This is a genomic window from Candidatus Vallotiella hemipterorum (assembly GCF_910593725.1).
GTDB classification, from domain to species: domain Bacteria; phylum Pseudomonadota; class Gammaproteobacteria; order Burkholderiales; family Burkholderiaceae; genus Mycetohabitans; species Mycetohabitans hemipterorum.
In genome coordinates, this window is record NZ_OU343031.1 from 460,052 (window position 1) to 484,943 (window position 24,892).

The window sequence follows — 24,892 nt, forward strand, 5'->3', positions numbered from 1 at the left end:
GTATAAATATCCCGTTATACGAGTGCGTAGATAAATTATCCAGACGATTGATCTGATCTTCGATTTATAGCTACATCTATTATAAATACCGTCAAAAGTATGTAGAATCTTACAAACAGCAATAATCCGTACAATACTATTGACATCTCGATGGCACGAATAGCTCTATACAATTGGATATGCGTAGATGTTAAGGACTACACTTATGCGCACTGCTAGTGCAGCGTAAGCATCTTACTATTACACAGTCGTCAGTATATTAATACTACACTGCTGCGGTGTGTATAGAGTCTAGCTGACTTGGTCGGAATAGTTTCACTGTACGAATAGCTTGGTTATCAATCTGCATAACCTGGATGCGTGTGTTGCTAATTACCAAACTCACATCGGCTTCCGGGATAGACTCTAGTAATTCTAGGATTAGCCCATTTAAAGTTTTAGGCCCGTCGAGTGGCAACCTCAAGCCAAGCCGACGATTTAGCTCTCTCAACGAAGTACCCCCTGTTACAATACATTCCCCTTGTGCATTCCAGCTATTTGCTATACCACTTGGTATACGTGGCAATGTCGTCGTAAACTCGCCAATTAACTCCTTAATAATGTCCTCTAGCGTTACAAGCCCTTGGATTTCACCATATTCATTAACGACTAGCGCCATTTGGTTCTGATTTTCTTGAAAGTATTGTAACTGTTGAAAAACAGGCGTGCCACTTGGAACAAAATATGGTTCTACAAGTAACTCTCTAAATTTTTCACGTCTGAATTTTTGGTTCTGCAGAGCCGCAAGAATCTTACGCACATGAAGCATACCCAGAACACGGTCAATATCGCCTCGATAGACAACTAATTGATTGTGATAACAAGTTTCCAGCTGTTTAACGAGCTGATCAAATGGCATATTAAAATCTAGTGCCTCGATACGCTGTCTCGGGGTCATGACGTCATCGACAGAGATGTTCTCCAGGTTGAACAGGTTAAGCAGAATACTTTTGTGCTTACTGGGTATAAAGTTACTCGATTCTAATACAACACTACGCCATTCTTCGTTAGACATGCGTAAATCGCGGCTCCTTTTCATATTGATGTGTAAAATGAATAGGATACTGTTGGTTAGCAGGTTTATAAACCAGATTAGAGGTCGAGCGATTGTAATAAGGGGCTTAATGACGAGACTTGCCGGCAACGCGATTTTCTCTGGAAAGGCTGCGCCGACAATTTTCGGTGTGATTTCGGCAAATACAATAATCAGGAATGCCACGATACCGGTGGTAATAGAAAGCACTGCACTATGATTTCGGAATGCGCGCAGTGCGATTGATGTAGTGAGAACTGGGATAATGACGTTTATCAGATTATTACCGATTAAGATCACACATAACAACTGGTCGGTATGAGCAAGCAAACGCTGCGTTGTTTTCGCACCCATCACCTCCTTAACCGCTAACTCTTTGAGTTGATGACGATTCAACGACATCATTGCAGTCTCTGAGATAGAAAAAAAGCCAGATATAAGCAACAGTATAACTACGGCGCCGATTTGCGCCCAAAGAGGAAGAATTTCCACACTAAAAAGCCGGATGCCGACTAATAAACAATAAAATCAACTATATCAGGGTGTCGTCAAAGACCTCGGTCTAGTAGCTTACCGAGGGAGACTATTACTGTAAGTATTCTCGCGTTTTGTCCTCAGATTTATTAAGGATTGTGATAGCTTCCTCAGCCTTCGGCATATAAAGTAAGAGAGCGACCTATAAGACTGAGATGGCACATACTACAGCGTGACCAGAATTTACATGCAGATAGCGCCCCGCATATTATCTATATGCCTAACACTATTACATTATTTTTTAAGCATAGAAATAGTGCTGGCGCCTAGCTCTTAAGATTATTGTCATCCGCTCTGTCACTTTCTGGCTTATAAGAACAATAAAAAGCCTAAAATTGATTGGTAGATGAATATTGCCCACCACCACCACTTAACAAGTATTGTTAGTCATCGGTCGATCTAAAGATTAGATGGGATATTTTATATTCTTTGTTTAAATAAAAATTGATTTTTTGATGTCCCGGTGTGATGACATAAAGTTTATAAAACATTCTATGTTTCTAGTTATAGCGCTGGCAGATATGAATGCTAATGCAATAAAAATAGCAAAAATAACCACCTAGTCAGATTGAGAAGATATATTGCGACAAGACCCAAAAGCTATTTGGGCTCAACATACAAGATATTAGGTCCAAGTGTTCGGTGCATTAATAATCTTAGTGTAAATTTGGTCGGGGTGAGAGGATTTGAACCTCTGGCCTCTACGTCCCGAACGTAGCGCTCTACCAGACTAAGCTACACCCCGAATTAAATTAGTTTAGTATTTTTTTAGGACTGGCGAGACGCTGAGTAATTACATAATCCTAGCAGTGATTCTTTAAATTTGGAATCTGGAAATGCAAAAATAACTCATGCTACTGCCTGTGCTTCTACTTTAGGGCAGCATAAAGTGTAGTAAGATTCGCCAGACTAAGTGACAGCAGTAACAATAGTTTCGAACTGGTTGATGCTGCCGCGCTGGATTTCTTCCCGAGTTAATTACGCTTGCTTATCTATCTGTTCCGTGTTTAATTAGATCAGCGGTAGTGTTGGTTTTCCTTCTTATAAGTCATCACCAGTATTCTGACCCATTGACTCGGAGGGGCGTGTCAGGCTAGTTATCTATAACCTAGCAGGCTAGTATAAATCGTTCGGCTAAACTCGGTGGCGTCAGTTTCTATGCCGGTATTACGCCAGCAATAACAGCTCTCCAGGCTAAGCTGCTACCTAGAGCAGCTTAGCCTATCTTATAGTAGACATACTATGCGTGTAGCGCTCTTACTGTCTACATCTGAAATGCATATTAGTAACTAAAGTACTTCGCCTTCTGTTATCACGTTGGTAGTTCCAGATGGAATCTGCATTACTCGTAAGTTATTGCATGCGACTCTCATCTGGGTTTGAAATGCAGGTGAATAGAATATAAGAACTCTCCGACGCGTACGCTAACAGCGTTCCGAATAATGCATTCGCGGTTTTCTACCCCGTCTTAATGACGATTCGTCGACTATATGTGTCATAGAGTAATGTTGCTGTATAGGTCAAACTCAATGACCGCAGCCAGCTCATGCCAGTAGCCGCTGCAGTCTCCTAGTGAGTTTGCAATAAGTAATGGTAGAACGGGCGTAGGCGTTTGACACTAGCACTAATAATGTATTCGGCGATTTAATTGATGAGAGCAACGTTAGATGTAAGATAAGTACGGATTACATGATTGACTTGTTGTATATCATCGACAATCAGACTGAGCATAGCCGCAGTGGATAGAGAGTAGTGGCTATCAACAACGTCGCTAGAAAAGGAGTGGGCAGAAAAAATAGATGAATTATAAGATCTAGGGGCAACGGCTCATGCCTTACAACTAGTTTATTAATCAAAACTTAAACATCATGACCTATCTAGTATATCTAGATCTCATCAGAATTTTGACCTGCCTTAGAAATCTCTATACAATTAATCGTTCCTGTGCATAAGTACGCTAGTATTTACGAAAAAGTAGTGCTTGCGGAATAAAAAAGTGAAAAAACGCGTATTAAAATAGATATGGTTCAAATTTAAATTGCTTTGTAAGCGAGGTACAGAATGTACGCGGTCGTAAAAACTGGTGGCAAGCAATATAAAGTTGCTACCGGAGAAAAATTAAAAATAGAACAGATACCAGCCGAAGTCGGCACTGAGATTACTCTAGACCAAGTGCTTGCAGTGGGTAAAGGCGAATCTATGAGGTTCGGTATTCCCTTGGTTAATGGGGCTTCTGTTAAAGCTACTATAGTAGCGCATGGACGGCATGCAAAAGTTATCATTTTTAAAATGCGTCGTAGAAAGCATTATCAGAAGCATAGCGGTCACCGTCAGAATTATACCGAATTACATATCGACGAAATTAAATCGTAATAAGCAGTGGGGCTATAAATGGCGCATAAAAAAGCGGGTGGCTCTTCTCGGAATGGCCGAGATTCCGACAGTAAGCGGCTCGGTGTCAAGGTGTTCGGAGGACAGGCAATTAATTCTGGTGGAATCATCGTTCGTCAACGCGGTACTCGGATGCATGCCGGCGTCAACGTTGGGATTGGCAAAGACCATACTTTATTCGCTCTAATAGATGGATATGTCTTCTTTGCGATCAAAGGCCTAGCGAAGAAACATGTTGTTGGTGTAAGCCCGACTACTTAAATCTCGAGGCTTAGCAGGCGGAAAACAGACTCATAAATTAGTCTCTTGCTATACCCCACTATTAATAAAAGGCCTCGAAATTTCGAGGCCTTTTATTAATAGTGGGGTATTTGTACCAACAAAACCTTATGAGAATAACTCAGTTAGCGCGCTAACAGCAACATACAAGGGAAAATGGGGTGCATTTTATTGACGAAGCAAGAATAGAAATTGCTGCTGGTGATGGCGGAAATGGCAGCGCATCGATGCGTCGAGAGAAATTTATTCCATTCGGCGGCCCAGATGGAGGTGATGGCGGGTGCGGCGGCAGTGTGTACGCAATCGCCGATTGCAACATCAATACGCTAATTGACTATCGGTACTTAAAAAAGCATCAGGCATGCAATGGTGAGCACGGGAGGGGCTCGGACTGCTACGGGAAAAAAGGGAGGGGGATCACGTTACGGATGCCGGTAGGTACTATAATCACGGACGGAAATACCGGTCGGCTCATTGCTGACCTAGCTCAGCATAACCAACATGTACTATTAGCTAAGGGCGGTTCAGGAGGGCTTGGCAACCTGCGATTTAAATCAAGCACTAACCGTGCCCCACGTCAAAAAACAGACGGCAAGCCGGGCGAGCGTGGCCTGCTAAAGCTTGAGCTAAGAATACTAGCTGATGTCGGCCTTCTAGGGATGCCTAATGCCGGCAAATCGACCTTTATCGCAACTGTGTCAAGCGCAAAACCTAAGATCGCTAGTTATCCGTTTACAACGCTTAGTCCGAATCTTGGAGTAGTCCGGATTGGACCGGAAAAAAGCTTCATAGTTGCTGATACCCCCGGGTTAATCCGGGGCGCTGCTGAAGGCGCTGGGTTAGGGCACCAGTTTCTACGGCATTTACAACGTACAAGAATCTTATTACATCTAGTTGATCTTATGCCATTTAACAATGATATTGATCCGATCCTAGAGGCAAGCGCGATTGTCAACGAGCTGCGCAAGTATGACGAAACACTTTACCACAAACCACGGTGGCTAGTTTTAAACAAAATCGACATGGCTAGAAAGCAAGAGCGCGAGTTTCTCGCAGCTAATTTTATTAAACGCTTTGGTTGGAAGGGGCCAGTATTTCAGATCTCGTCACTTACTGGCGCAGGCTGTAAAAATTTGTGTTATGCAGTCTACGACCACTTAAGGGAGAGCAGTCTAGCCGTGTGTGAGCAGCGTACTGAGAAAGTGGTATTGCATAATGCATGACTATAGGATAGCGCACAGACCCGTGGCAAAGACATACTACGCGCCGTTGATATAGCGACTATTAAAATATATACAACATGCTCCGAAACGGGAGAGTAAGGATAACGGAACGATGCATTCAAGCATTGCTAATGCAAGACGGCTAATTGTAAAAGTAGGCTCAAGCTTAGTAACTAATAATGGACGCGGGCTGGATCATAACGCGATTAGGTGCTGGGCTTCTCAAATAGCTACGTTGCGTCAACAGGGAAAAGAAGTGGTATTAGTAAGTTCTGGAGCAATCGCGGAAGGCATGCAACGACTAGGCTGGAGCCGTCGTCCCTATAAGATTGCCAAACAACAGGCTGCAGCAGCGGTCGGCCAAATGGGGCTGGCACAAGTCTATGAAAGTCACTTTTCCAAATATTCAATCCGAACGGCGCAGATCCTGCTTACACACGCAGACCTTATTGATCGAGAGCGGTACCTCAATGCGAGTTCAACGCTACTCACATTACTTAAGCTTGGCGTAGTGCCAATTGTTAATGAGAATGATACGGTTATCACCGATGAAATTAAATTTGGAGATAATGACACATTAGCTGCATTAGTTACGAATTTAATTGAGGGAGATGTGCTAGTTATTCTGACTGACCAACATGGTTTATACACAGCCGATCCGCGTAAGGATCCTTCTGCGACGCTAGTCAAAAAGGCTAATGCTGGTGATCCGGCATTAGAAATAATAGCGGGTAACACTAGTACAGGAATTGGTCGGGGGGGAATGCTAACTAAAATACGGGCTGCTAAGCGCGCAGCATATAGTGGAGCAGACACGATAATCGCGAGTGGTAGGGAACCTAATGTACTAGTCCGGCTAGCTGCGGCAGAGCTCATTGGTACCCAACTTGCTGCACAGACTACTCGCATTACTTCGCGCAAGCAATGGATTGCAAACCATCTACAAGTGCGCGGTTATATAGTCATTGATTCCGGTGCGATCGAAAAGTTAACTTTTGGTGGAACAAGCCTGTTACCAGTTGGTATTGTCGATGTACAAGGAATTTTTACCCGGGGCGAAGTAATTGCATGCTTAAACGAAACGGGCCACGAGGTAGCTCGTGGATTGACAAACTACAGTAGCGTCGAAACGAAAATGATTAGCCGTCATCCCAGCGTAGAAATTAACTTGATTCTTGGTTATATGCTTGAGCCAGAAGTCATCCATCGAAATAACCTTGTAATATTCTAGTCTAATTTAGGTACAGTGCACGAAGCCGCCTATTGTAGAACAATATAATACATATAACAGGACTGAACTGCCTTAGCAGTTTGCTATTAATCGTGTGACGTGGCAATTTACTTGTAACAGATATTTTTTGGAATTTATTCCCGCACATATAAGGGGGGGCGAAAGCAAATTGCCGCTAGAAAAGATACGCGCTCTCAACTAACTCTTCCGATACGTTACGTGTAGGTCAACTAAGGCATCCTCCCCTTAGTATCTTCCTATTATTATCAGCTGCATATTAACTATTTAATAGACTCTGAAGTACCAGGATAATTATTATATGTAATACACTACAGGCGTATAATCATAAGCGTACAGCGCGCTATCCCTCGGTACCTATACAGCTCTCTTAATTATTTCGAAAGAGCCTCTAAGTGGCCTAGAAGGCGTAATGCGCTAATATGCATAAACCTTCACCAGTCTTAGCTGAATCTAGTGTTTAATATAGTTCAAGTGGTGAGTAGATAAAGTCTTGCTTGATTTTAACTCTTTATTCCAGCGAGATAAGCACACGCCTATGCAGCATTTCGGTGTGATAGATAGAAAATGGGTGATAGCATTTCAATAGGAATACTCAGACTTAGGTTTTATGCTTAAGAGCAAGGCATAATTTTACTTAGTCATTTTCTACAATTGAGTCTCCTCACTACGACCAATAGTATCAATAGTCGTACTGTACTGATTTAGTAAACTCATAGCAGTTATAATTTTGGCTTGACCTTGATAGGATCTATGATAGAGATACGCAGTACTATGGTAGTCTCTCGTTCTAGATCAGGCCCGGAGTTTAAACGTGCCCTCTGAATTAGTATTATTATTAATCTTATATTCGACTGTAAATGGTGTCCTTCATAATGTGAGGCATAGCCCCGTAGCGTATAGGCTTTCTTTGTAGGCAGCTAGAAAGCTCAGTTAAAGCCATCTGATATACATCTCTTTTGAATTCGATTACCGTATCTAACGGTACCCAGTAATTACTCCAGCGCCATGCGTCGAACTCCGGATGAGTGGTTGCGCGTAGGTGGATATCGCAGTCTCGCCCGCTCATTCGCAATAAAAACCACAGCTGCTTTTGTCCACGATAATGCCCGCGGACCTCTCGTCTAATATATTTGTCTGGCACTTCGTAACGTAACCAATTTCGGGTTCGACCCATAACTTTAACATGCTCAGGTCTTAAACCAGTTTCTTCGTATAACTCCCTAAACATTGCTTTTAGTGGTGTTTCGCCGTACTTAATACCTCCTTGAGGAAATTGCCAGGAATGTTCATGTAGTCGTTTGCCCCAAAACACCTTATTACTTGTGTTCAAGAGGAGGATGCCGACGTTCGGGCGAAAGCCTTCACAATCCAGCATACAATCACCTTAAAATCCTTTAAAATTGTTCTAATTATAAACAGTTCATAGGCGCTGTGCGACCCAACATAAAAATGGGTGTGCTTGAGCCTTCGTTTTGGAAACCCATCAAGAATGAAAGCTTCGCGTTTTTTCATCAGCACGTTGAAGGAAGCGCCGGCCGATGCCGAGATTATCAGTCATCAACTGATGGTTAGGGCGGGGATGATTCGCCGCATTGCTGGCGGTATCTACAACTATATGCCAATTGGGTTGCGTTCAATTCGCAAGGTAGAGGCTATTATTCGTGAAGAGATGAACCGCACGGGAGCGATTGAGCTGTTGATGCCCGCAGTGCAGCCGGCTGAGCTATGGCACGAATCTGGACGCTTGGAGCAATATGGACCCGAACTGCTGCGTGTAAAAGATCGATATGACCGAAACTTCGTTGTTGGACCGACACATGAAGAGGTAGTTACTGATCTCGCTCGAAGGGAGATTAAAAGCTACCGCCAGTTACCTATAAATTTTTATCAGGTACAAACTAAGTTCCGAGATGAAATTCGCCCTAGGTTCGGAGTAATTCGGGGGCGGGAGTTTATCATGAAGGACGCGTACTCATTTGACCGAGACCATGCGGGATTGCAGCTCTCTTATCAGAAGATGTACGACGCGTACATGAGAATCTTCACCCATCTTAGGCTGGAGTTCCGTGTGGTAGCGGCTGACAACGGCTCGATCGGAGGCACTCAATCCCACGAATTCCATGTAATCGCTGCAACTGGCGAGGATGTTATTGCATATTGCCCTAGCTCGGACTATGCTGCCAATATCGAGGCAGCTGAAGCTGTATCGTTAATCGAGTCGCGAGCGGCTCCGAGTGAGCCGCTAACTAAGAAATCTACACCAGGCAAAGTAAAATGCGAGGAGGTAGCTGATTACCTTGGTATTACATTGGAGAGAATAATCAAGTCGATCGTACTGGCTGTAGATAATGAGGGTGCCGACCCAACAATTTGGTTACTACTCTTGCAAGGCAACCATGAACTCAACAAAACTAAGACTAAAAAGATACCGGGTCTAGCCGATTATCGCTTCGCTACCGAGAAAGAGATCTTTAATTGGTTCGGCGTACCGCCTGGCTATTTGGGGCCGCTAAACACACGAAAGCCGGTAAAAGTAGTAGCCGATCGAACCGTAGCAAACATGAGCGACTTTGTAATCGGCTCGAACGAGATGAATTGCCACATAACAGGAGTGAACTGGGGGCGAGACTTGCCTCTACCAAAAGTAGCAGACTTAAGAAATGTAAGAAAAGGTGACCCATCACCAGATGGCTATGGCGAACTAAATCTATGCCGTGGCATAGAGGTCGGACATGTCTTTCAGCTTGGCACTAAATACTCAAAATCTATGGGCGCCATATTCTTAGATGAAAATGGTAAGCCGACACCAATGACAATGGGTTCCTATGGAATCGGTATCACTCGGATTCTGAGTGCCGCGATTGAGCAAAACTTTGATGAGCGCGGCATTATTTGGCCTGAAGCTATTGCGCCATTTCATCTAGTTCTATGCCCTATAGATTATAAACGTAACGACGCAGTGCGAAAGCAGGCGAACCAGCTCTATAACGAACTACTCGACTCGGGCATTGAAGTGATCCTAGATAATCGTGGTGAGCGTCCAGGCGTGATGTTTGTAGACTGGGAATTAATTGGCATACCTCACCGGCTTGTAATCGGCGAGCGCAGTCTCAGGGATAAGAAAATAGAATACCAGGGTCGACGCGATGCGGAGCCAACGCTATTACCACTTAAACAGGCAGCACCCTGGGTAGTCGAGCGGGTGTGTTCGGCACTAGTACACTGACGGAACACGCCATGCAATACACATTTCTATCTGTGACAGTCCTGCTAATCCTGATTACAGATCCATTAGGTAATATTCCACTCTTTATTAATGTACTGAGAAATGTTGCACTAGAACGGCGCCCAAAGGTAATCTTACGTGAAGTGGCGATTGCGTTTATTATTCTGCTCGTATTTATGATCGCAGGCCATACATTCCTGAGTATGATGCACCTTACAGATCTTTCACTGAGGCTAGCCGGTGGGATCGTATTATTTCTGATTGCACTTCGGATGATCTTTCCGCACGCAGAAGGTCCACTAGGCAGTGAACCTCTGGGAGAGCCACTGATTGTACCGCTTGCAATTCCAGCACTAGCTGGGCCCTCGGCTATTGCAACTGTTATGTTACTAACGTCGCAAGCACCCGGGAAAATGCTTGAATGGATTAGTGCGCTTACCGTAACGATGGCCGTATGCGCAATTGTGCTACTTCTAGCTGATAAGATTCAGAGATGGCTCGGTGCGCCAACTGTTACTGCGTTCGAGCGGTTAATGGGACTCGTATTGGTTGGAATTTCCGTAGAGATGATTCTAGAAGGTATTCGGATCTTTATGCGACAGCTTTAAGGCTAAGCTGCCCCGACGGCTAACAGCATAGGATTTAGTTGTCATCATTTAACTAGTGTATATTAAGCGGCAACTGAATATAGCTTTTACTTAATTCAACATATTCTATATGCTGGTAACATTATTGCCTGTAAGGCTGTAATCTTAATACAGTAGTAAAACATAAAAAACCTTACTATGGTCAATATCTGTACAACTACAGAGCCATAGCGATTTTTAATCTTTAAATACCGTGAGAGTTTGTCAATTCCTTTAGACCCCGGCAATTATAATGGGGAATATGTATTTCAGAAACATGAAAGCTTGTGATAGAACAGGTGTCGGCAGATTAATGTATAGTAAGTACTATCTAGCCGGCATTATTCCTGTCATATTTCTTATTGTCTTAGATAAGCTACCACCCTGTAGCTTCTTCATCATACTGCGCATCTGTTCAAACTGGCTGAGCATCCGGTTTACCTCTTGTATTTGCACGCCGGCACCAGTAGAAATTCGGCGTTTTCTGCTAGCTTTTATTAATTCGGGTTTTGCGCGTTCGGCGGGCGTCATTGAAGTGATGATACCTTCCATACGGCGTATATGTTTCTCAACTTGAGACATGTCGCTATTACTAGCAGACTGCTGAAATTGCGCTGGTAGCTTTTTTATTAGCGTCGAGAAGCCGCCTATTTTTTTCATTTGTGACAGCTGGGCTCGGAAATCATTCAAGTCGAAAACACCTCCTTTTTTTACTTTCTTAGCGAGTGTTTTAGCAGCTTGCGCATCTACAGTAAACTGCGCTCCTTCGACTAGCCCCAGAATATCTCCCATGCCTAAGATCCTATTAGCCATTCTTTCAGGGTAGAATATCTCTAGGTCGTTAAGCTTTTCACCAACACCAATAAACTTAATTGGCTGTCCGGTTACGTACCGGACCGACAGCGCCGCACCGCCGCGAGAGTCGCCATCTAGCTTAGTTAGTACAATACCAGTGAGCTGTAGTGCATCATTGAATACCTTCGCAGTATTAATCGCATCTTGTCCAAGCATTGCATCTATAACAAATAATGCTTCTGCTGGCTTAAGCTTAGCGTATAACTGAGCAATTTCTTGCATTAATTTGTCATCGATGCCGAGCTGACCTGCTGTATCTACAATTAGTATGTCATAGTAGTGTCGCTTGGCCCAGTCTAATGCATCTTGCGCAATATCTAATGGTTTTTGATTTTGTTGGGATGGGAAGAAATCTGCACCGACCTGCTCAGTGACGATCTTCAGCTGCGAAATTGCCGCTGGCCTGTATACGTCGCACGACATAGTTAAGACTTTCTTCTTTTGTTTCTCACGTAAAAGTTTGGCTAACTTTCCAACTGTAGTAGTCTTTCCAGCGCCCTGAAGACCTACAATCAAGATCACAGCCGGCGGCGTGACCGCTAGGTTCAGCTCAGCCGCCTTGCTATCGTAGCAACCACCAATTAGCATGGTTAGTTCGCGTTGCACAATACTCACCAGCATCTGTCCGGGCGTAAAACTGCTAATTACCTCCTCACCAAGTGCTTTTTCACGGATCTTTGTAATAAATTCTTGTATTACCGGCAGGGCAACATCTGCTTCAAGCAGTGCCAGGCGCACCGTGCGTAGCATTTCTTGTATGTTAGGCTCGGTGAGCCGGGCTTCGCCACGCAGCGTCTTCATGACGCGTGCCATACGCTGTGTAAGGTTGTCGAGCATAAAAATTATGTGTAGTTTGCCGGGGGGGGCGATTAGAGACCAAACGGATATTTTGGTCCTTATGTATTAAAATCTACAAGGGAAACAAGATTTGAATCAACAGCAGAGTTCTGCTGTAAACTAAATGACAGTACGCATTGTACTGTACGCGCTTACCATCCTTTTAATATCGCAGTGTTGACATTACCCATCTAATAAACACTATGGGCGCGTCTGCATATGCCAATTTTCCTAGCTGATAGGAGGTAGTTCGCTTTGTATATACATTGTCGTTAATACCGTGATTCGTCTAGGGTGTTTATATCCCTAAAATTTACTTTTCCAGCTCGATAGGTTTGAAATTACTATCCATGCGTAATTGCTTACGTTGCTATGCTAATACAGCTTTTATTCGGTGGCGCAGGATACCTATACGCCGGCTGCTCTATCTAAGAGCGGCCGGCGTATATAGATTACTAGCGATTGCTGCATTTCTGCAAGCCTAGTGCTGATGTTTAAGTGCTGCTCATATGCATTTTGTGGCATTTCCATACGCCTCGGGTCAGGTACTCATATGCGACTACTTATCGAGTGGATTCAATGTTTTATCGTCATTTGACTTATATTCTAGATATTACTGCTAAGCTATCGCCGATATAGTTAGCATAGTCAAGCAGCACGGCATAAAGTGATTACATCGTTTACGCCAGCGCTATGCGCTTATATAGCGCGACGTTACTTTATACCGAAGGCTACATGCTACATGCATAAACTATCGTTATAATGTAGCATAGTCATATGCTGTATCTAATCTATACAGCCCTCTTTATATTTGGGAGGTTTATTATGATTCATATCCTATTTAGATTTTTATCTCGCTATTCTGTTTTTATAGAATGAAGGTAGGTAGAGATCCTGGTTCTCATCCTACAGAAATTAATCAGGTATTTTCCTTAAATAACTTCATTTCGCTACATATGTAGGCTTACGTATGAGCACGCTATGCTAGGTGCTCAGTTTCGTTATCCACAGAGTGTTGTTATGAGCTTTTTTGGTATCACACTAGAAAGCCTAAATAAGCAATTGTCGAAACAACTCAAATACAATATACACTAACGCGATTCTGTGTAGTGCCATATGATGGCTATCTAATCATCACTAGCCGGTTATGTGGGTATTACCTAGATCTACTCAACTAGAGCATCAGTTATATATGTAAACAGCGCTATTAGCGATGTTTGTGAATATATTTCGCGTAGGGTCCATGCTGCGATACTTAGGCATATAGCGTCTCTAAACTTGTGCGTAGAATATACTTGCAATCATATTAGGAATTCTTAAATTTTCGGTTAGCACCCGAAAATTTATTCGTGGAATCTAGTATAGATTTACACTATAGTTAGTGTGTATTTGTATCTAATACACTAGATATTGTGTATTTTGTAATGCTGTATCTACGGTAATTCCAGCGCATTACTTTCCTCTAATATCGTTTTATAGGGTGGTACTGTGGCAATACGCCGGGCCACGCCTTATTCGTTCTAGGCATACAGATTCCACCGCACAAGATAAGATTAGGAGTTTTGCCCATACAACGAGAACGCTATGTCCCATCATCCTGATGCCGCAGCTGGCTTGCCGTATAGCGACACCATTTTATATGAGTCGAGCTCATTACCACCTCAGACGAAGTTTACTAACTATAAAGTTATTCGCCGAAACGGGAGCGTAATGTCGTTCGAGCCATCTAAGATCACGATCGCAGTAAGCAAGGCTTTTATTGCTGTTAATGGCGACCAAGGTGCCACGTCGACACGTGTGCGAGAATTAATTGAGACGCTAACGAATAGGCTTATATGCGCACTTATTCGCAGCCGGCCGAATGGCGGCACGTTCCATATAGAGGATATTCAAGACCAGGTCGAACTCGCGTTGATGCGCGCTGGCGAGCACAATGTTGCTCGCGCCTACGTGCTATATCGAGAGAAACGCGCTGCAGAGCGTACGTATAAAGTGGAACAGAAACCGGTGCAAGGAGGGTTAAGCGTTATCGATAACGGTGTTATGCGTCCATTAGATCTTACTGTCTTATGTCATGTGATCACCGCGGCCTGTGACGGATTCGGCGATGTGGTTAGTGCGGAGTCGGTTATTGCTGAAACGATTAAAAATCTTTATGACGGCGTCCCATTGACGAGAGTTTATAACTCAGCAATCCTTGCCGCGCGTACAATGATTGAGAAAGAGCCGGCCTATAGTCAGGTTGCTGCTAGGCTACTGTTGCATATGATCCGTCGCGAGGTTCTTGGCGAAGAGGTTTTGCAATCTGAGATGGAGGGGCGGTATGCGGAATACTTCTCGCAGTTCTTGAGGCGAGGGGTCAAGGCCGAGTTACTCGACGAGCAGTTACTGCAGTTCGATCTCAAACAGCTAGCTAATGCATTAGATGCGTCACGTGATCTAAAATTTAGCTATCTCGGTCTACAGACGCTGTATGACCGTTATTTCTTGCACGTAGATGGGGAGCGCATTGAAATGCCGCAGGCGTTTTTCATGCGGGTAGCTATGGGTCTGGCGCTAAACGAGACCGACCGCGAGGCAAGGGCGATCTCGTTCTATAACGTACTATCGACATTTGATTTCATGAGCTCGACCCCAACGCTATTTAATTCTGGTACGCGCCGCTCACAAATGTCGTCATGTTACTTAACAACCGTTTCAGATGATCTAGATGGTATATACGAAGCACTAAAAGAAAACGCACTCCTATCTAAGTTTGCTGGCGGGCTTGGAAACGACTGGACTCGCGTGCGTGCGCTTGGCTCCCCTATTAAGGGCACTAACGGAAAGTCACAAGGCGTAGTTCCATTTCTGAAGGTTGTTAACGATACGGCAGTTGCTGTTAATCAAGGTGGCAAGCGTAAGGGCGCAGTATGCGTATATCTTGAAACTTGGCATCTGGATATTGAAGAGTTTCTAGAACTACGCAAGAATACCGGAGACGATCGCCGACGTACGCACGATATGAACACCGCAAACTGGATCCCAGATTTATTTATGAGGAGGGTAATTGAGGGGGGCGACTGGACACTATTTTCGCCGTCAACCTGCTCAGATCTTCATGATAAATTCGGTATTGAGTTTGAGAGGGCATATATCGCATATGAAGAAAGAGCCTTGTGCGGCGAACTAAAGTTATTTAAGAGGATCCCGGCCGTACAGCTATGGCGTAAGATGCTTGGGATGTTATTTGAGACCGGTCACCCATGGATTACATTTAAGGATCCATGTAATGTATGCTCACCACAACAGCATGTAGGCATCGTTCATTCCTCGAACCTCTGTACTGAAATCACGTTAAATACAAGCGATAGCGAGATTGCTGTCTGCAATCTCGGCTCGGTCAATCTAGTAGCACATATGAAGCAGAGCCTAGACGGCAGCTATATACTAGACCATGATAAGCTCAAACGTACGATCAGCGTTGCAATGCGCATGCTTGATAATGTTATCGATATTAATTATTACGCGGTTGATAAGGCGCGAAATTCGAATTTGAGACATCGGCCAGTCGGGATAGGCATCATGGGATTCCAGGACTGTTTGCACCTGCTACGTACGCCCTATGCGTCGCAGAGGGCGGTAGAATTCGCAGATCGCTCAATGGAGGCCGTCTGCTACTACGCATATTGGGCGTCTGTTGAATTAGCAAGCGAGCGCGGACGCTACTCGTCTTACCGAGGCTCGCTATGGGATCGCGGAATTCTCCCGCAGGACACACTACAACTACTCGCTAATTCGCGTGGCGGCTATGTCGAGGTAGACTCGTCTGAGACGATGGACTGGAACGCGCTACGCGAGCGCATTACCATACATGGTATTCGAAACTCGAACTGTGTTGCAATCGCGCCGACTGCGACAATCTCTAATATTGTTGGCGTGTCTGCGTGTATCGAGCCAACATTCCAGAACCTATATGTAAAATCGAACTTGTCAGGCGAATTCACGGTCATTAATGGATACTTAGTGCGGGACCTAAAATCGCGCGGGCTTTGGGATGAGGTAATGGTAGCTGATTTGAAGTATTTCGATGGATCTCTGGCGCGTATCGATCGTATTCCTATAGATCTTCGTGAGACATATGCAACCGCATTTGAAGTAGACCCTAAGTGGCTCGTCGAAGCAGCAGCGCGCCGGCAGAAGTGGATCGATCAAGCGCAATCTTTAAATATCTATATGGCTAGTGCTTCAGGTAAAAAGCTAGAGGAAATCTATAAGCTAGCCTGGCTACGTGGTCTAAAAACGACGTACTACTTGCGCACACTCGCTGCGACGCACGTCGAGAAATCGACGGTTACACACGGCGCACTTAATGCAGTTCGATCTAGTGCGTCGGCGCGTTATACCGATATGTGTATGCCTATCGATTCGAGATCACATGATGAGATCGCGGCTCAGGTCTGTATTCTGAGTCCTGGCGATATAGGGTTTGATGAGTGCGAGTCCTGCCAATAATAATATATTAGCAGTATTCATAAGCGTGTTGCTGATACTAATACGGCCTATAGTAAAGCGCCTAAAGATTACTTCATATGCACACGGTGTGTATATAGAACGCTCGGTGAATAGGCATGCAACACAGGGGGTGTACTGCGCTGCACTGACCGGAGTAAAAGAGAGAGAGATGCTAAAGCCTTAAAGATTAAGTATTGCATGAAGGTCTTCATGGAAGATAATAAAAAAGCGTTTTTGTCAGTAGACCTTTTATTGAAAGTTCAAAGTTGGTATAACCCGATCAAAATTAATAGTAAAACCTATGCCCCACTGGAATAATCCAATTGCTGCGAAAATTTTCACGAATGATGTTATGCAACCTACAGCGAGAAAAACAATGGCTGCCGGAGCTGTAGAAACGTCTACCAGGTACAAAGCGCAAGCTTCTAGTACGCCATCTCAAGCAGAGGATCTCTTGAGGAGCGATGCTACTATTACACTGGGCCAGAAACCTAACGTATCGTCTTCAACGCCCCTACCTAGAGCGCGCGTGAACGTAACTGACAAGCGAATTATTAATGGTAAGACAGATGTTAATCAACTCGTGCCATTCAAGTATAAATGGGCGTGGGAAAAGTACCTTGCTGGCTGTGCAAACCACTGGATGCCGCAGGAAATTGATATGTCCCGAGACATTGCGCTTTGGAAGGATCCGGGCGGTTTAACCGACGATGAGCGTCGCATTGTTAAGCGCAATTTAGGTTTTTTCGTTACAGCTGATTCACTTGCGGCTAATAATATCGTGCTTGGCACATATCGTCATATTACCGCCCCAGAATGCCGACAGTTCCTGCTACGACAGGCATTCGAGGAGGCTATCCATACGCACGCGTACCAATACATCGTCGAGTCACTTGGCTTAGATGAGGGCGAAATCTTTAATGCGTACCGTGAAGTGCCATCGATCTATGCGAAGGACGAATTTCTAATTCCATTTATTTATACACTAACCGACCCATCATTCAAGACTGGAACGCTCGCAGCAGACCAAGAGCTGCTAAAGTCGTTAATCGTTTTCGCATGCCTTATGGAGGGTCTATTCTTTTACGTCGGGTTCACGCAAATACTGGGGTTAGGTCGACAGAATAAAATGACTGGTGCTGCTGAGCAGTATCAGTATATCCTTCGTGATGAGTCAATGCATTGCAACTTTGGTATCGATTTAATTAACCAAATCAAACTTGAGAATCCAAATTTATGGACTTTAAAATTTTGCGAAGAGATTCGTAGCTTATTCAAGCATGCAGTCAAGCTCGAGTGTCAATATGCAGAGGACACGATGCCGCGCGGCGTGCTAGGATTAAACGCTGAGATGTCTAAAAGTTATTTACGCTTTATCTGTAATCGCCGGTGTCAGCAGATTGGTTTAGAACACTTGTTCCCAAGTGAAGAAAATCCTTTTCCATGGATGAGCGAGATGATTGATTTAAAGAAAGAGCGAAACTTTTTTGAGACACGAGTGTTCGAGTACCAAACGGGTGGCGCCCTAAGCTGGGAATAATATGCTAGTAAATAATCTAGAATACAGTGAGAGATAGCAGGAACAACACTATACAAACTTTTTGATACAACAGGCAAACTCACTTCCTAAAACCCGGTATAGTGCCGCAGACTACTTAAATATTACTAATAGTGATCATAACCATACATCCTAGTGGGTATATGCTCAATGCGAAAGCGAAATGCAAAAAGTGCACATGATGACAAATAATCTGTCATGCAATTACCGCGTTTAAGGTAGTCCTAGAAAAGAGCAATAAAAGTTGTTGTAACTCCTATTTGGATATAAAGTAAAAAATGTTTGCTTTAAAGAAAGTCATAGCTCAAAAAAAATCAGCGTCGGCTGAAAAGAGCACTATAAAGAGCACTATAAAAAAGCCGATACTGTCCCAAGAAACTCTGATTAAAAAGTCTTCACCTGAAAAAAGGGCACCAATTATTCAGCCTAATACGACAACAGTTCAAACTACGTTGAATCCGACTGCGGCATGGCCATTCCCAACTGGAAGCCATCCATAATCAATTTTATTAAAATAGTAGATCCTATATTGCTCTATCTAAGATGTTTCTGTTATACATATCGCAAGTGATATTACCTGCGAGCGGAAACCGGACGCAGTTGCCCGTATAGAGCATACTACCAATTATTAACTATGTGGTATAGGTCAGGTAATCAAGTCCATATCACTGTTTTTAATCAGTATCGTAATATACGGGCTGTAAAAGATAACAGACTTTTTTAAAATCATTGATTGCTACTGCATCCCTAACGCCAATTAAGCGCTAAAATCTATTGTTTCTAATATAAACCTACCCGACACTGTGTTAAAGAACCTAACTAAGCATCTAACATTTAGCGGTATTTTATTATATAGTGGTCTGCACCAGGCGCCGTAATGTACATATTATATTAAACGAGCTAGCAGATATAAAGTAGGTTTAATCAAGGGGCAAAGAAGAGCCCAGAGATATAAGCATTGTATTTGCTGTTTCAGCAAACTACTAGCGATTAGAATAATCGATAGTTAAATACGGTTTCGAACCGGTCCCTAATTTCTATTTGATTTAACACGTAGGTTTGTGGTCCTTGATGCTCAATCTTGATTGAGCCCATCAAGCTTGCTAAGCGTCCGGTAGTAGACCAGTCTAACCCTTTTTCGATGCCATAGAGTAATCCGCTTCTAAAAGCATCACCACAACCAGTAGGTTCGACAATCCGTTCTGCAGGCACGACCGGAATAGCTTCGATGCTGTTTCTATGATAAATTGTCGCCCCCTGTGCGCCGCGTGTGATAATTAGGGCGTCGACGAGCCGTGCGATGTTGGTTATAGACCAACCTGTCTTTTTGCTTAAGAGTTTTGCTTCAAAAGCATTAACTGAAACATAGGTTGCGAGTTCAATTATTTGGCGTAACTGATCGCCATTTAAAATTGGCAATCCTTGACTTGGATCAAACATGAACGGAATATCCGCTCGCGCAAATTGCTTGGCATGCTCATACATACCTTGTGCGCTATCCGGCGCGACAATTCCGAGCGTGATATTTTGAGCGTCGTCGATATGGTTCAGGTGACTGAATAGCATAGCCCCAGGATGAAATACAGTAATCTGATTATTTTCCCGGTCGGTGGTTATCATGGCCTGTGCTGTGTACGTATCAGGTAGCACGCGCACGCAATCACGGCATATACTCAGTGAGTCAAGTCGATCTAGGTAGCATTGAGCGTCGATCGCCCCGACTGTCGCCATGATTAGCGGATCACTACCAAGCAACTTGAGGCCGTATGCAATATTTCCAGCGCAGCCGCCAAATTCACGGTGCATAGAGGGAGCGAGAAAGCTTACATTTAGAATGTGAATTTGATCAGGCAAGATATGCTCACGAAAGTGTCCTTCGAACGTCATGATATTGTCGTACGCAAGAGAACCACAAATTAGCGTAGCCACAGTAGTGATTCCTTATTATTAATTCAGTGCCGGATCCGGCGATATTCAGATGCGTACTTTCCCTGGACACAATACGCTTTTTGTAAGCTTCGATATTAAAGGGCTCTCGCCGCGATAGAGGGGCGGTATAGAGTTTATTCAGGTACTTAAGATGTTCTAAGGGATAGGTAGCTTGTATGACCAGGTTAGGTAGTGAGTTTACAAGTTTAGAGTTTTAGGCTTTTATCATACTTTTAATGCGTTTAATCGTGGAATACACTAATACAAACTGTGAATTAGTCTTTATTTCCATAACAGCTTTTTAGAACTGGCGTATTTTATTCACCTCATCGTGACTTGATACCACTGCCTCTAACTAATAATATAGTTACAGAGCTAGATAGGCGAGTATAACTCGAGTGGTGTTATAGTGATGAATCACATACCCTAAAATAGGTAAGTTCTATTACTAGACTATCAATACTTTATAATAACAACTTAATATAAATAAGCGCTTATTCTTGTTTATATTACTGCTCCGTATTCAAAATAAATAAAATAGTCCAAGTAAGCTAGATGCGCTAGGGTGCATACCCTAAAAGTTAGGGGCTGATATATACGTAGGTAATATCTATGGTTTGTTCTCGGTAAGCAGGCTCGGTGTCTCGCATGGACTGTTATATATTTAGAGCTGTATGCTCCTATCGCAGGTATTAGGGCCTAATTTTTTAGCTCTCATCGTTAAAGATTGCCTAATTATAGCTATAATATATTAAGCTTTAGCGCTATAATTTAGCGGTGCTACAACGGTAGACAATACTGAAACGAAACTGGATATTGGTGTCTAGTTTTTGGTTAACAGATTACTGTGATAGTATAAGACTACATACTACGCTAGTTAATTGTTGGGCGTCTGCCGGCTAAACAAACCCATCCATTACATTCTCGCCATACGGCAAGCTCTATATGGCCCGTATAAGCTGCTACGACTGAATCTACTTGGCAAGTTAGTATGCCGGATAGCACAAGTCTCCCTCCCGGCTTTACCCTGGAGGTTAGCATCGGAGCCATTAGCTTTAGCGGATTGGCCAGTATATTAGCGATAACTACATCTAATTCGTTTTCATGGCACTCGCATGGAAGTCCATACGAGATCCGGACATGATTGCGCTCACTGTTGAGCTGAGCCAGCTCAACAGCCTGTGGATCGGTATCGATTCCTACAACTGGAGAAGCACCGCACTTAAATGCAAGTATTGCTAGGATGCCAGAACCACATCCATAGTCTAGCAGAGAATCTCCGTCCCGCACGTGCTGCTCGATCCATTCCATGCATAGACGCGTAGTCGGATGGCTACCAGTTCCAAAAGCTAGCCCTGGGTCAAGTTCCAGTACTATAGCGTCTTTTTTTTGAGTATTATTCCATGATGGCATAACCCAAATCCGATGACCGATATGAATCGGCTCTATGTAAGATTGCATAAAACGAACCCAATCCTGCTCAGGAAGATCGCGAGTAGTAAAGACTGGGCACGTGGGTAGGGAGGCTTTATTCGCGGCTGCTGCCAACAAAACCGCAGGATCTTGTTGTGGCCTAAGCATTGAAATTACTCGAGAGCGCATCCAGGCGATCTGATCTGTTACGAATCCCGATTCACTAAACAACGCCTGTTCATGCGGCATTTCTGCATCCGCATCTTCAATACAAACCGACAAAACGCCTAGCTCGAGTAATGCGTTTGACAAAGCCTCGGTGTTATCGCGATCAATTTCTAAGATAATTTCGCGATAGTTCATATTTATACGCCTATTAGAGGCAGCTTACTGCTTAGTAGCTAATTTAGCTTCAAGGTAATGAATGCTAGTGCCTCCTTGGACAAACTTGGCATCTAGAATCAATTCCCGGTGTAACGGAATATTCGTCTGAATGCCTTCGACTACCACCTCAGATAACGCAATACGCATACGGTTGATTGCTTGTTCTCGAGTTGCACCGTACGCAATGATTTTTCCAATCATCGAATCATAGTTCGGGGGTACACAATAACCATTATACGCATGCGAGTCAACCCGAATACCAGGTCCACCGGGCGCATGCCATGATGTAATTCGTCCTGGCGATGGTGTAAACTTGAAGGGATCTTCCGCATTAATACGGCATTCTATTGCATAACCACGGAATACGATATCGCGTTGTCGTATTGATAATTTCTCACCTGCTGCGATGCAGATTTGCTCCTGAACAATATCTACTCCTGTAATTAGTTCTGTCACTGGGTGCTCAACTTGGAGACGAGTATTCATTTCAATGAAATAAAATTCGTTATTCTCATACAAAAACTCGAACGTGCCTGCACCTAGGTAGCCCATTTTTTTGCATGCCTCTGCGCAACGATCGCCGATCCGGTCGATTAACCTGCGTGCGATATGGGGCGCCGGTGCTTCTTCAATTATCTTTTGATGGCGCCGCTGCATGGAGCAGTCGCGCTCGCCAAGCCAGACTGCGTTTTTAAATGAGTCGGCTAGTACCTGGATCTCGATATGACGAGGATTCTCTAGGAATTTTTCCATGTAGACTTGAGGGTTGCTGAAGGCCCTACTAGCTTCTTCACGCGTCATGTTGACAGCGTTGACAAGTGCTGCTTCCGTATGTACAACTCTCATACCGCGCCCCCCACCACCGCCAGCCGCTTTAATAATAACCGGATAACCAATTGAGCGTGCGATCTTAACGATTTCTTTCGGATCGTCTGGTAAAACGCCCTCTGAACCAGGAACGCATGGCACTCCTGCCTTAATCATCGTTTGTTTGGCGCTAACCTTATCGCCCATAAGCCTAATAGTTTCTGGTCGTGGTCCAATAAACGTGAAGCCGGACTGCTCGACTCGCTCAGCAAAGTCAGCATTCTCGGATAGAAAACCATAGCCCGGATGAATCGCTTCAGCATCGGTTACTTCTGCTGCACTAATAAGTGCAGGCATGTTTAGATAGCTTAGGTTCGATGAGGCTGGTCCAATGCAAACCGCCTCGTCAGCAAGACGTACGTACTTTGCTTCTTTATCGATCTCTGAATAAATAACAACCGTTTTAACGCTAAGTTCGCGACATGCGCGCTGAATGCGTAATGCAATCTCGCCGCGATTAGCAATGAGTATTTTCTCAAACATTAGCAGAGAAACCTATTAATCGATTACAAATAGCGGCTGGCCATATTCGACAGCCTGGCCATTGTCAACAAGGATTTCCTTGATTGTTCCTGTCTTATCCGATTCGATCTCATTAAGTAGCTTCATAGCTTCAATAATGCAAATTATCTGACCCTTTTTAATAGAGTCACCTACTTGTACGAACGGATCGCTTCCCGGCGAAGGTGCTCGGTAAAATGTGCCGACCATCGGTGAATTAACCATGTAACCTTTCGGCAGAGTAATAGTGCTCGAAGCTGTATCTGACTCAACCGACGTAGCAGTAGCTGCAATACCGGACGCTCCGATGATCTGCGGTGCAGAAGTATATTGTGCTTGGGACAAATAGATGGGTGCTGTATTCTTGACAATCCGGACCTTACCTTCGCCTTCAGTAACTTCAAGCTCTGAAATGCCGGATTCGGATACTAGGTCAATTAAGGTTTTAAGTTTGCGTAGGTCCATCGGGGTCCCTAAATTTATGTGGCATTCTGCCCATATTTAGAATAGCAAAAGTGTTGTTCTATACGAAAAAAATATATAAATGCGGGCGATATATGCCAGTCTAAGGCGAAGTCTATCGTGTCAGATGGATTCATGAGCTTATTTTGCAGTTTATGCTTTTATTAAGTTTAAGAAATACGGCGCTTGATTGGAAATCTCGCATTAATGCGCAACATAATAATCTAGCTTTCGTGATTTTTCCGGGGCAATTAACCACCCACACAGCGCCGATTTTTTCTACCGGTGACTCCTCAAGAAAACCCCATAAAAGTTTGTTTATGCAAAGTTTCGCGCACTTTACCGATAATATAAAGAAAATGGCGCATTTTAGTCTACTTGACATGAAAAGATCAGATATGTTCTTCAATATAGTGACCACAGCATTTACTCAATCAAGAGAAAGGACTCATAACTACAATAGATCTTTATAATTTACCAAGAAATCCTGGTGCATTGCGCTATCAATAATTAGCTTATAAGCATAAGGCTATACATACTGTACACTGACTACAGTTTAGTGTAGCTTACGTACCTACATTATTGATGGTCATAATAAGTGGTAATCTACTTCTTTTTTTAAATTCTCGCATTAAATCTATCCTTACCTAAGCTGTCTACATAGACCGAATAATGGATGTGCTATCTTAAGGGGATCTAAATATGCTTAGTTATAAAACCGAGACTAGCGTCACCACAGTACGCGTTTATATTCGTAACTGCGCTAAAAACCGGATAGCACTAGCAGTCTATGCGAGCATCAAAGAATGGCCCGACACGATAAAAATTAACCAAGACGACTTTGCTACGATACCAGTACCTCTCTAGATAGGGTAAGTAGAGTACTACCGAGAGAGAGATAGACAAAAGCCTAAATACCAGGCTATTTTTAACTTATACTTGGATAGCCGCTACATTTGTATTTGCTTACTAAGCGTCGCTATCAAAAT

The 24,892-nt window shown here is 43.7% G+C and carries 13 protein-coding genes, 1 tRNA gene and 3 pseudogenes; 8 read left to right on the plus strand and 9 right to left on the minus strand.

The window, feature by feature from the left end:
* Positions 1-265: 265 nt before the first annotated feature.
* The 3 genes and pseudogenes from KW136_RS01565 to KW136_RS04230 form a co-directional block, all read right to left on the minus strand.
* Positions 266-1,564: an HlyC/CorC family transporter gene (locus tag KW136_RS01565; protein WP_216796672.1), complete on the minus strand. Its 1,299-nt coding sequence runs from the start codon at positions 1,562-1,564 to the stop codon at positions 266-268.
* Positions 1,565-2,274: 710 nt separating this feature from the next.
* A tRNA-Pro gene (locus tag KW136_RS01570) sits at positions 2,275-2,351 on the minus strand.
* Positions 2,352-2,374: 23 nt separating this feature from the next.
* Positions 2,375-3,337, minus strand: a pseudogene (locus tag KW136_RS04230) (polyprenyl synthetase family protein).
* Between the two features lie 330 nt (positions 3,338-3,667).
* Between KW136_RS04230 and rplU the strand changes: the two are divergent.
* The 4 genes from rplU (at position 3,668) to proB (ending at position 6,730) form a co-directional block, all read left to right on the plus strand.
* Complete coding sequence (gene rplU / locus KW136_RS01575) at positions 3,668-3,979, plus strand: 50S ribosomal protein L21 (protein WP_216796673.1); 312 nt, start codon at positions 3,668-3,670, stop codon at positions 3,977-3,979.
* Positions 3,980-3,997: 18 nt separating this feature from the next.
* Positions 3,998-4,258: a 50S ribosomal protein L27 gene (rpmA, locus tag KW136_RS01580; RefSeq protein ID WP_216796675.1), complete on the plus strand. Its 261-nt coding sequence runs from the start codon at positions 3,998-4,000 to the stop codon at positions 4,256-4,258.
* A gap of 179 nt (positions 4,259-4,437) precedes the next feature.
* Entirely contained in the window at positions 4,438-5,499 is a 1,062-nt protein-coding gene (gene cgtA, locus KW136_RS01585) for an Obg family GTPase CgtA (RefSeq protein WP_216796677.1), read from the plus strand.
* Between the two features lie 112 nt (positions 5,500-5,611).
* A complete protein-coding gene (gene proB / locus KW136_RS01590) occupies positions 5,612-6,730 on the plus strand; it encodes a glutamate 5-kinase (RefSeq protein ID WP_216796679.1) in 1,119 nt (372 codons plus the stop codon).
* An 865-nt stretch (positions 6,731-7,595) separates the two neighbouring features.
* Here proB and KW136_RS01595 read toward each other — a convergent pair.
* Positions 7,596-8,126 (minus strand): annotated as a pseudogene (locus KW136_RS01595) (RNA pyrophosphohydrolase); the annotation flags it as partial.
* Between the two features lie 114 nt (positions 8,127-8,240).
* Between KW136_RS01595 and KW136_RS01600 the strand changes: the two are divergent.
* Both KW136_RS01600 and KW136_RS01605 read left to right on the plus strand, forming a co-directional pair.
* On the plus strand, positions 8,241-9,977 hold the full coding sequence (locus KW136_RS01600; protein WP_216797406.1) for a proline--tRNA ligase: 1,737 nt from the start codon (positions 8,241-8,243) through the stop codon (positions 9,975-9,977).
* An 11-nt stretch (positions 9,978-9,988) separates the two neighbouring features.
* On the plus strand, positions 9,989-10,585 hold the full coding sequence (locus KW136_RS01605; protein WP_216796683.1) for a MarC family protein: 597 nt from the start codon (positions 9,989-9,991) through the stop codon (positions 10,583-10,585).
* A gap of 345 nt (positions 10,586-10,930) precedes the next feature.
* Here KW136_RS01605 and ffh read toward each other — a convergent pair whose 3' ends face one another.
* The gene (gene ffh, locus KW136_RS01610) at positions 10,931-12,295 is read right to left on the minus strand and encodes a signal recognition particle protein (RefSeq protein ID WP_216796684.1); all 1,365 of its coding nucleotides are present in this window, start codon (positions 12,293-12,295) and stop codon (positions 10,931-10,933) included.
* Between the two features lie 1,671 nt (positions 12,296-13,966).
* Between ffh and KW136_RS01615 the strand changes: the two are divergent.
* A pseudogene (locus KW136_RS01615) lies at positions 13,967-16,789 on the plus strand (ribonucleoside-diphosphate reductase subunit alpha); the annotation flags it as partial.
* A gap of 376 nt (positions 16,790-17,165) precedes the next feature.
* Entirely contained in the window at positions 17,166-18,329 is a 1,164-nt protein-coding gene (locus KW136_RS01620; protein ID WP_320412901.1) for a ribonucleotide-diphosphate reductase subunit beta, read from the plus strand.
* A 1,008-nt stretch (positions 18,330-19,337) separates the two neighbouring features.
* Here the strand turns inward: KW136_RS01620 and KW136_RS01625 are convergent.
* The 4 genes from KW136_RS01625 to accB all read right to left on the minus strand — a co-directional run bounded on the left by KW136_RS01625 (position 19,338) and on the right by accB (position 23,906).
* Positions 19,338-20,276 (minus strand): carbohydrate kinase family protein, encoded by a 939-nt coding sequence (locus KW136_RS01625; RefSeq protein ID WP_216796688.1) that lies wholly within the window; start codon positions 20,274-20,276, stop codon positions 19,338-19,340.
* 873 nt (positions 20,277-21,149) lie between these two features.
* The gene (gene prmA / locus KW136_RS01630; RefSeq protein ID WP_216796690.1) at positions 21,150-22,052 is read right to left on the minus strand and encodes a 50S ribosomal protein L11 methyltransferase; all 903 of its coding nucleotides are present in this window, start codon (positions 22,050-22,052) and stop codon (positions 21,150-21,152) included.
* A gap of 24 nt (positions 22,053-22,076) precedes the next feature.
* On the minus strand, positions 22,077-23,423 hold the full coding sequence (gene accC, locus KW136_RS01635; protein WP_216796691.1) for an acetyl-CoA carboxylase biotin carboxylase subunit: 1,347 nt from the start codon (positions 23,421-23,423) through the stop codon (positions 22,077-22,079).
* A 15-nt stretch (positions 23,424-23,438) separates the two neighbouring features.
* Positions 23,439-23,906, minus strand: coding sequence for an acetyl-CoA carboxylase biotin carboxyl carrier protein (gene accB, locus KW136_RS01640; protein ID WP_216796692.1), 468 nt, complete (start codon positions 23,904-23,906; stop codon positions 23,439-23,441).
* Positions 23,907-24,892: the final 986 nt, after the last annotated feature.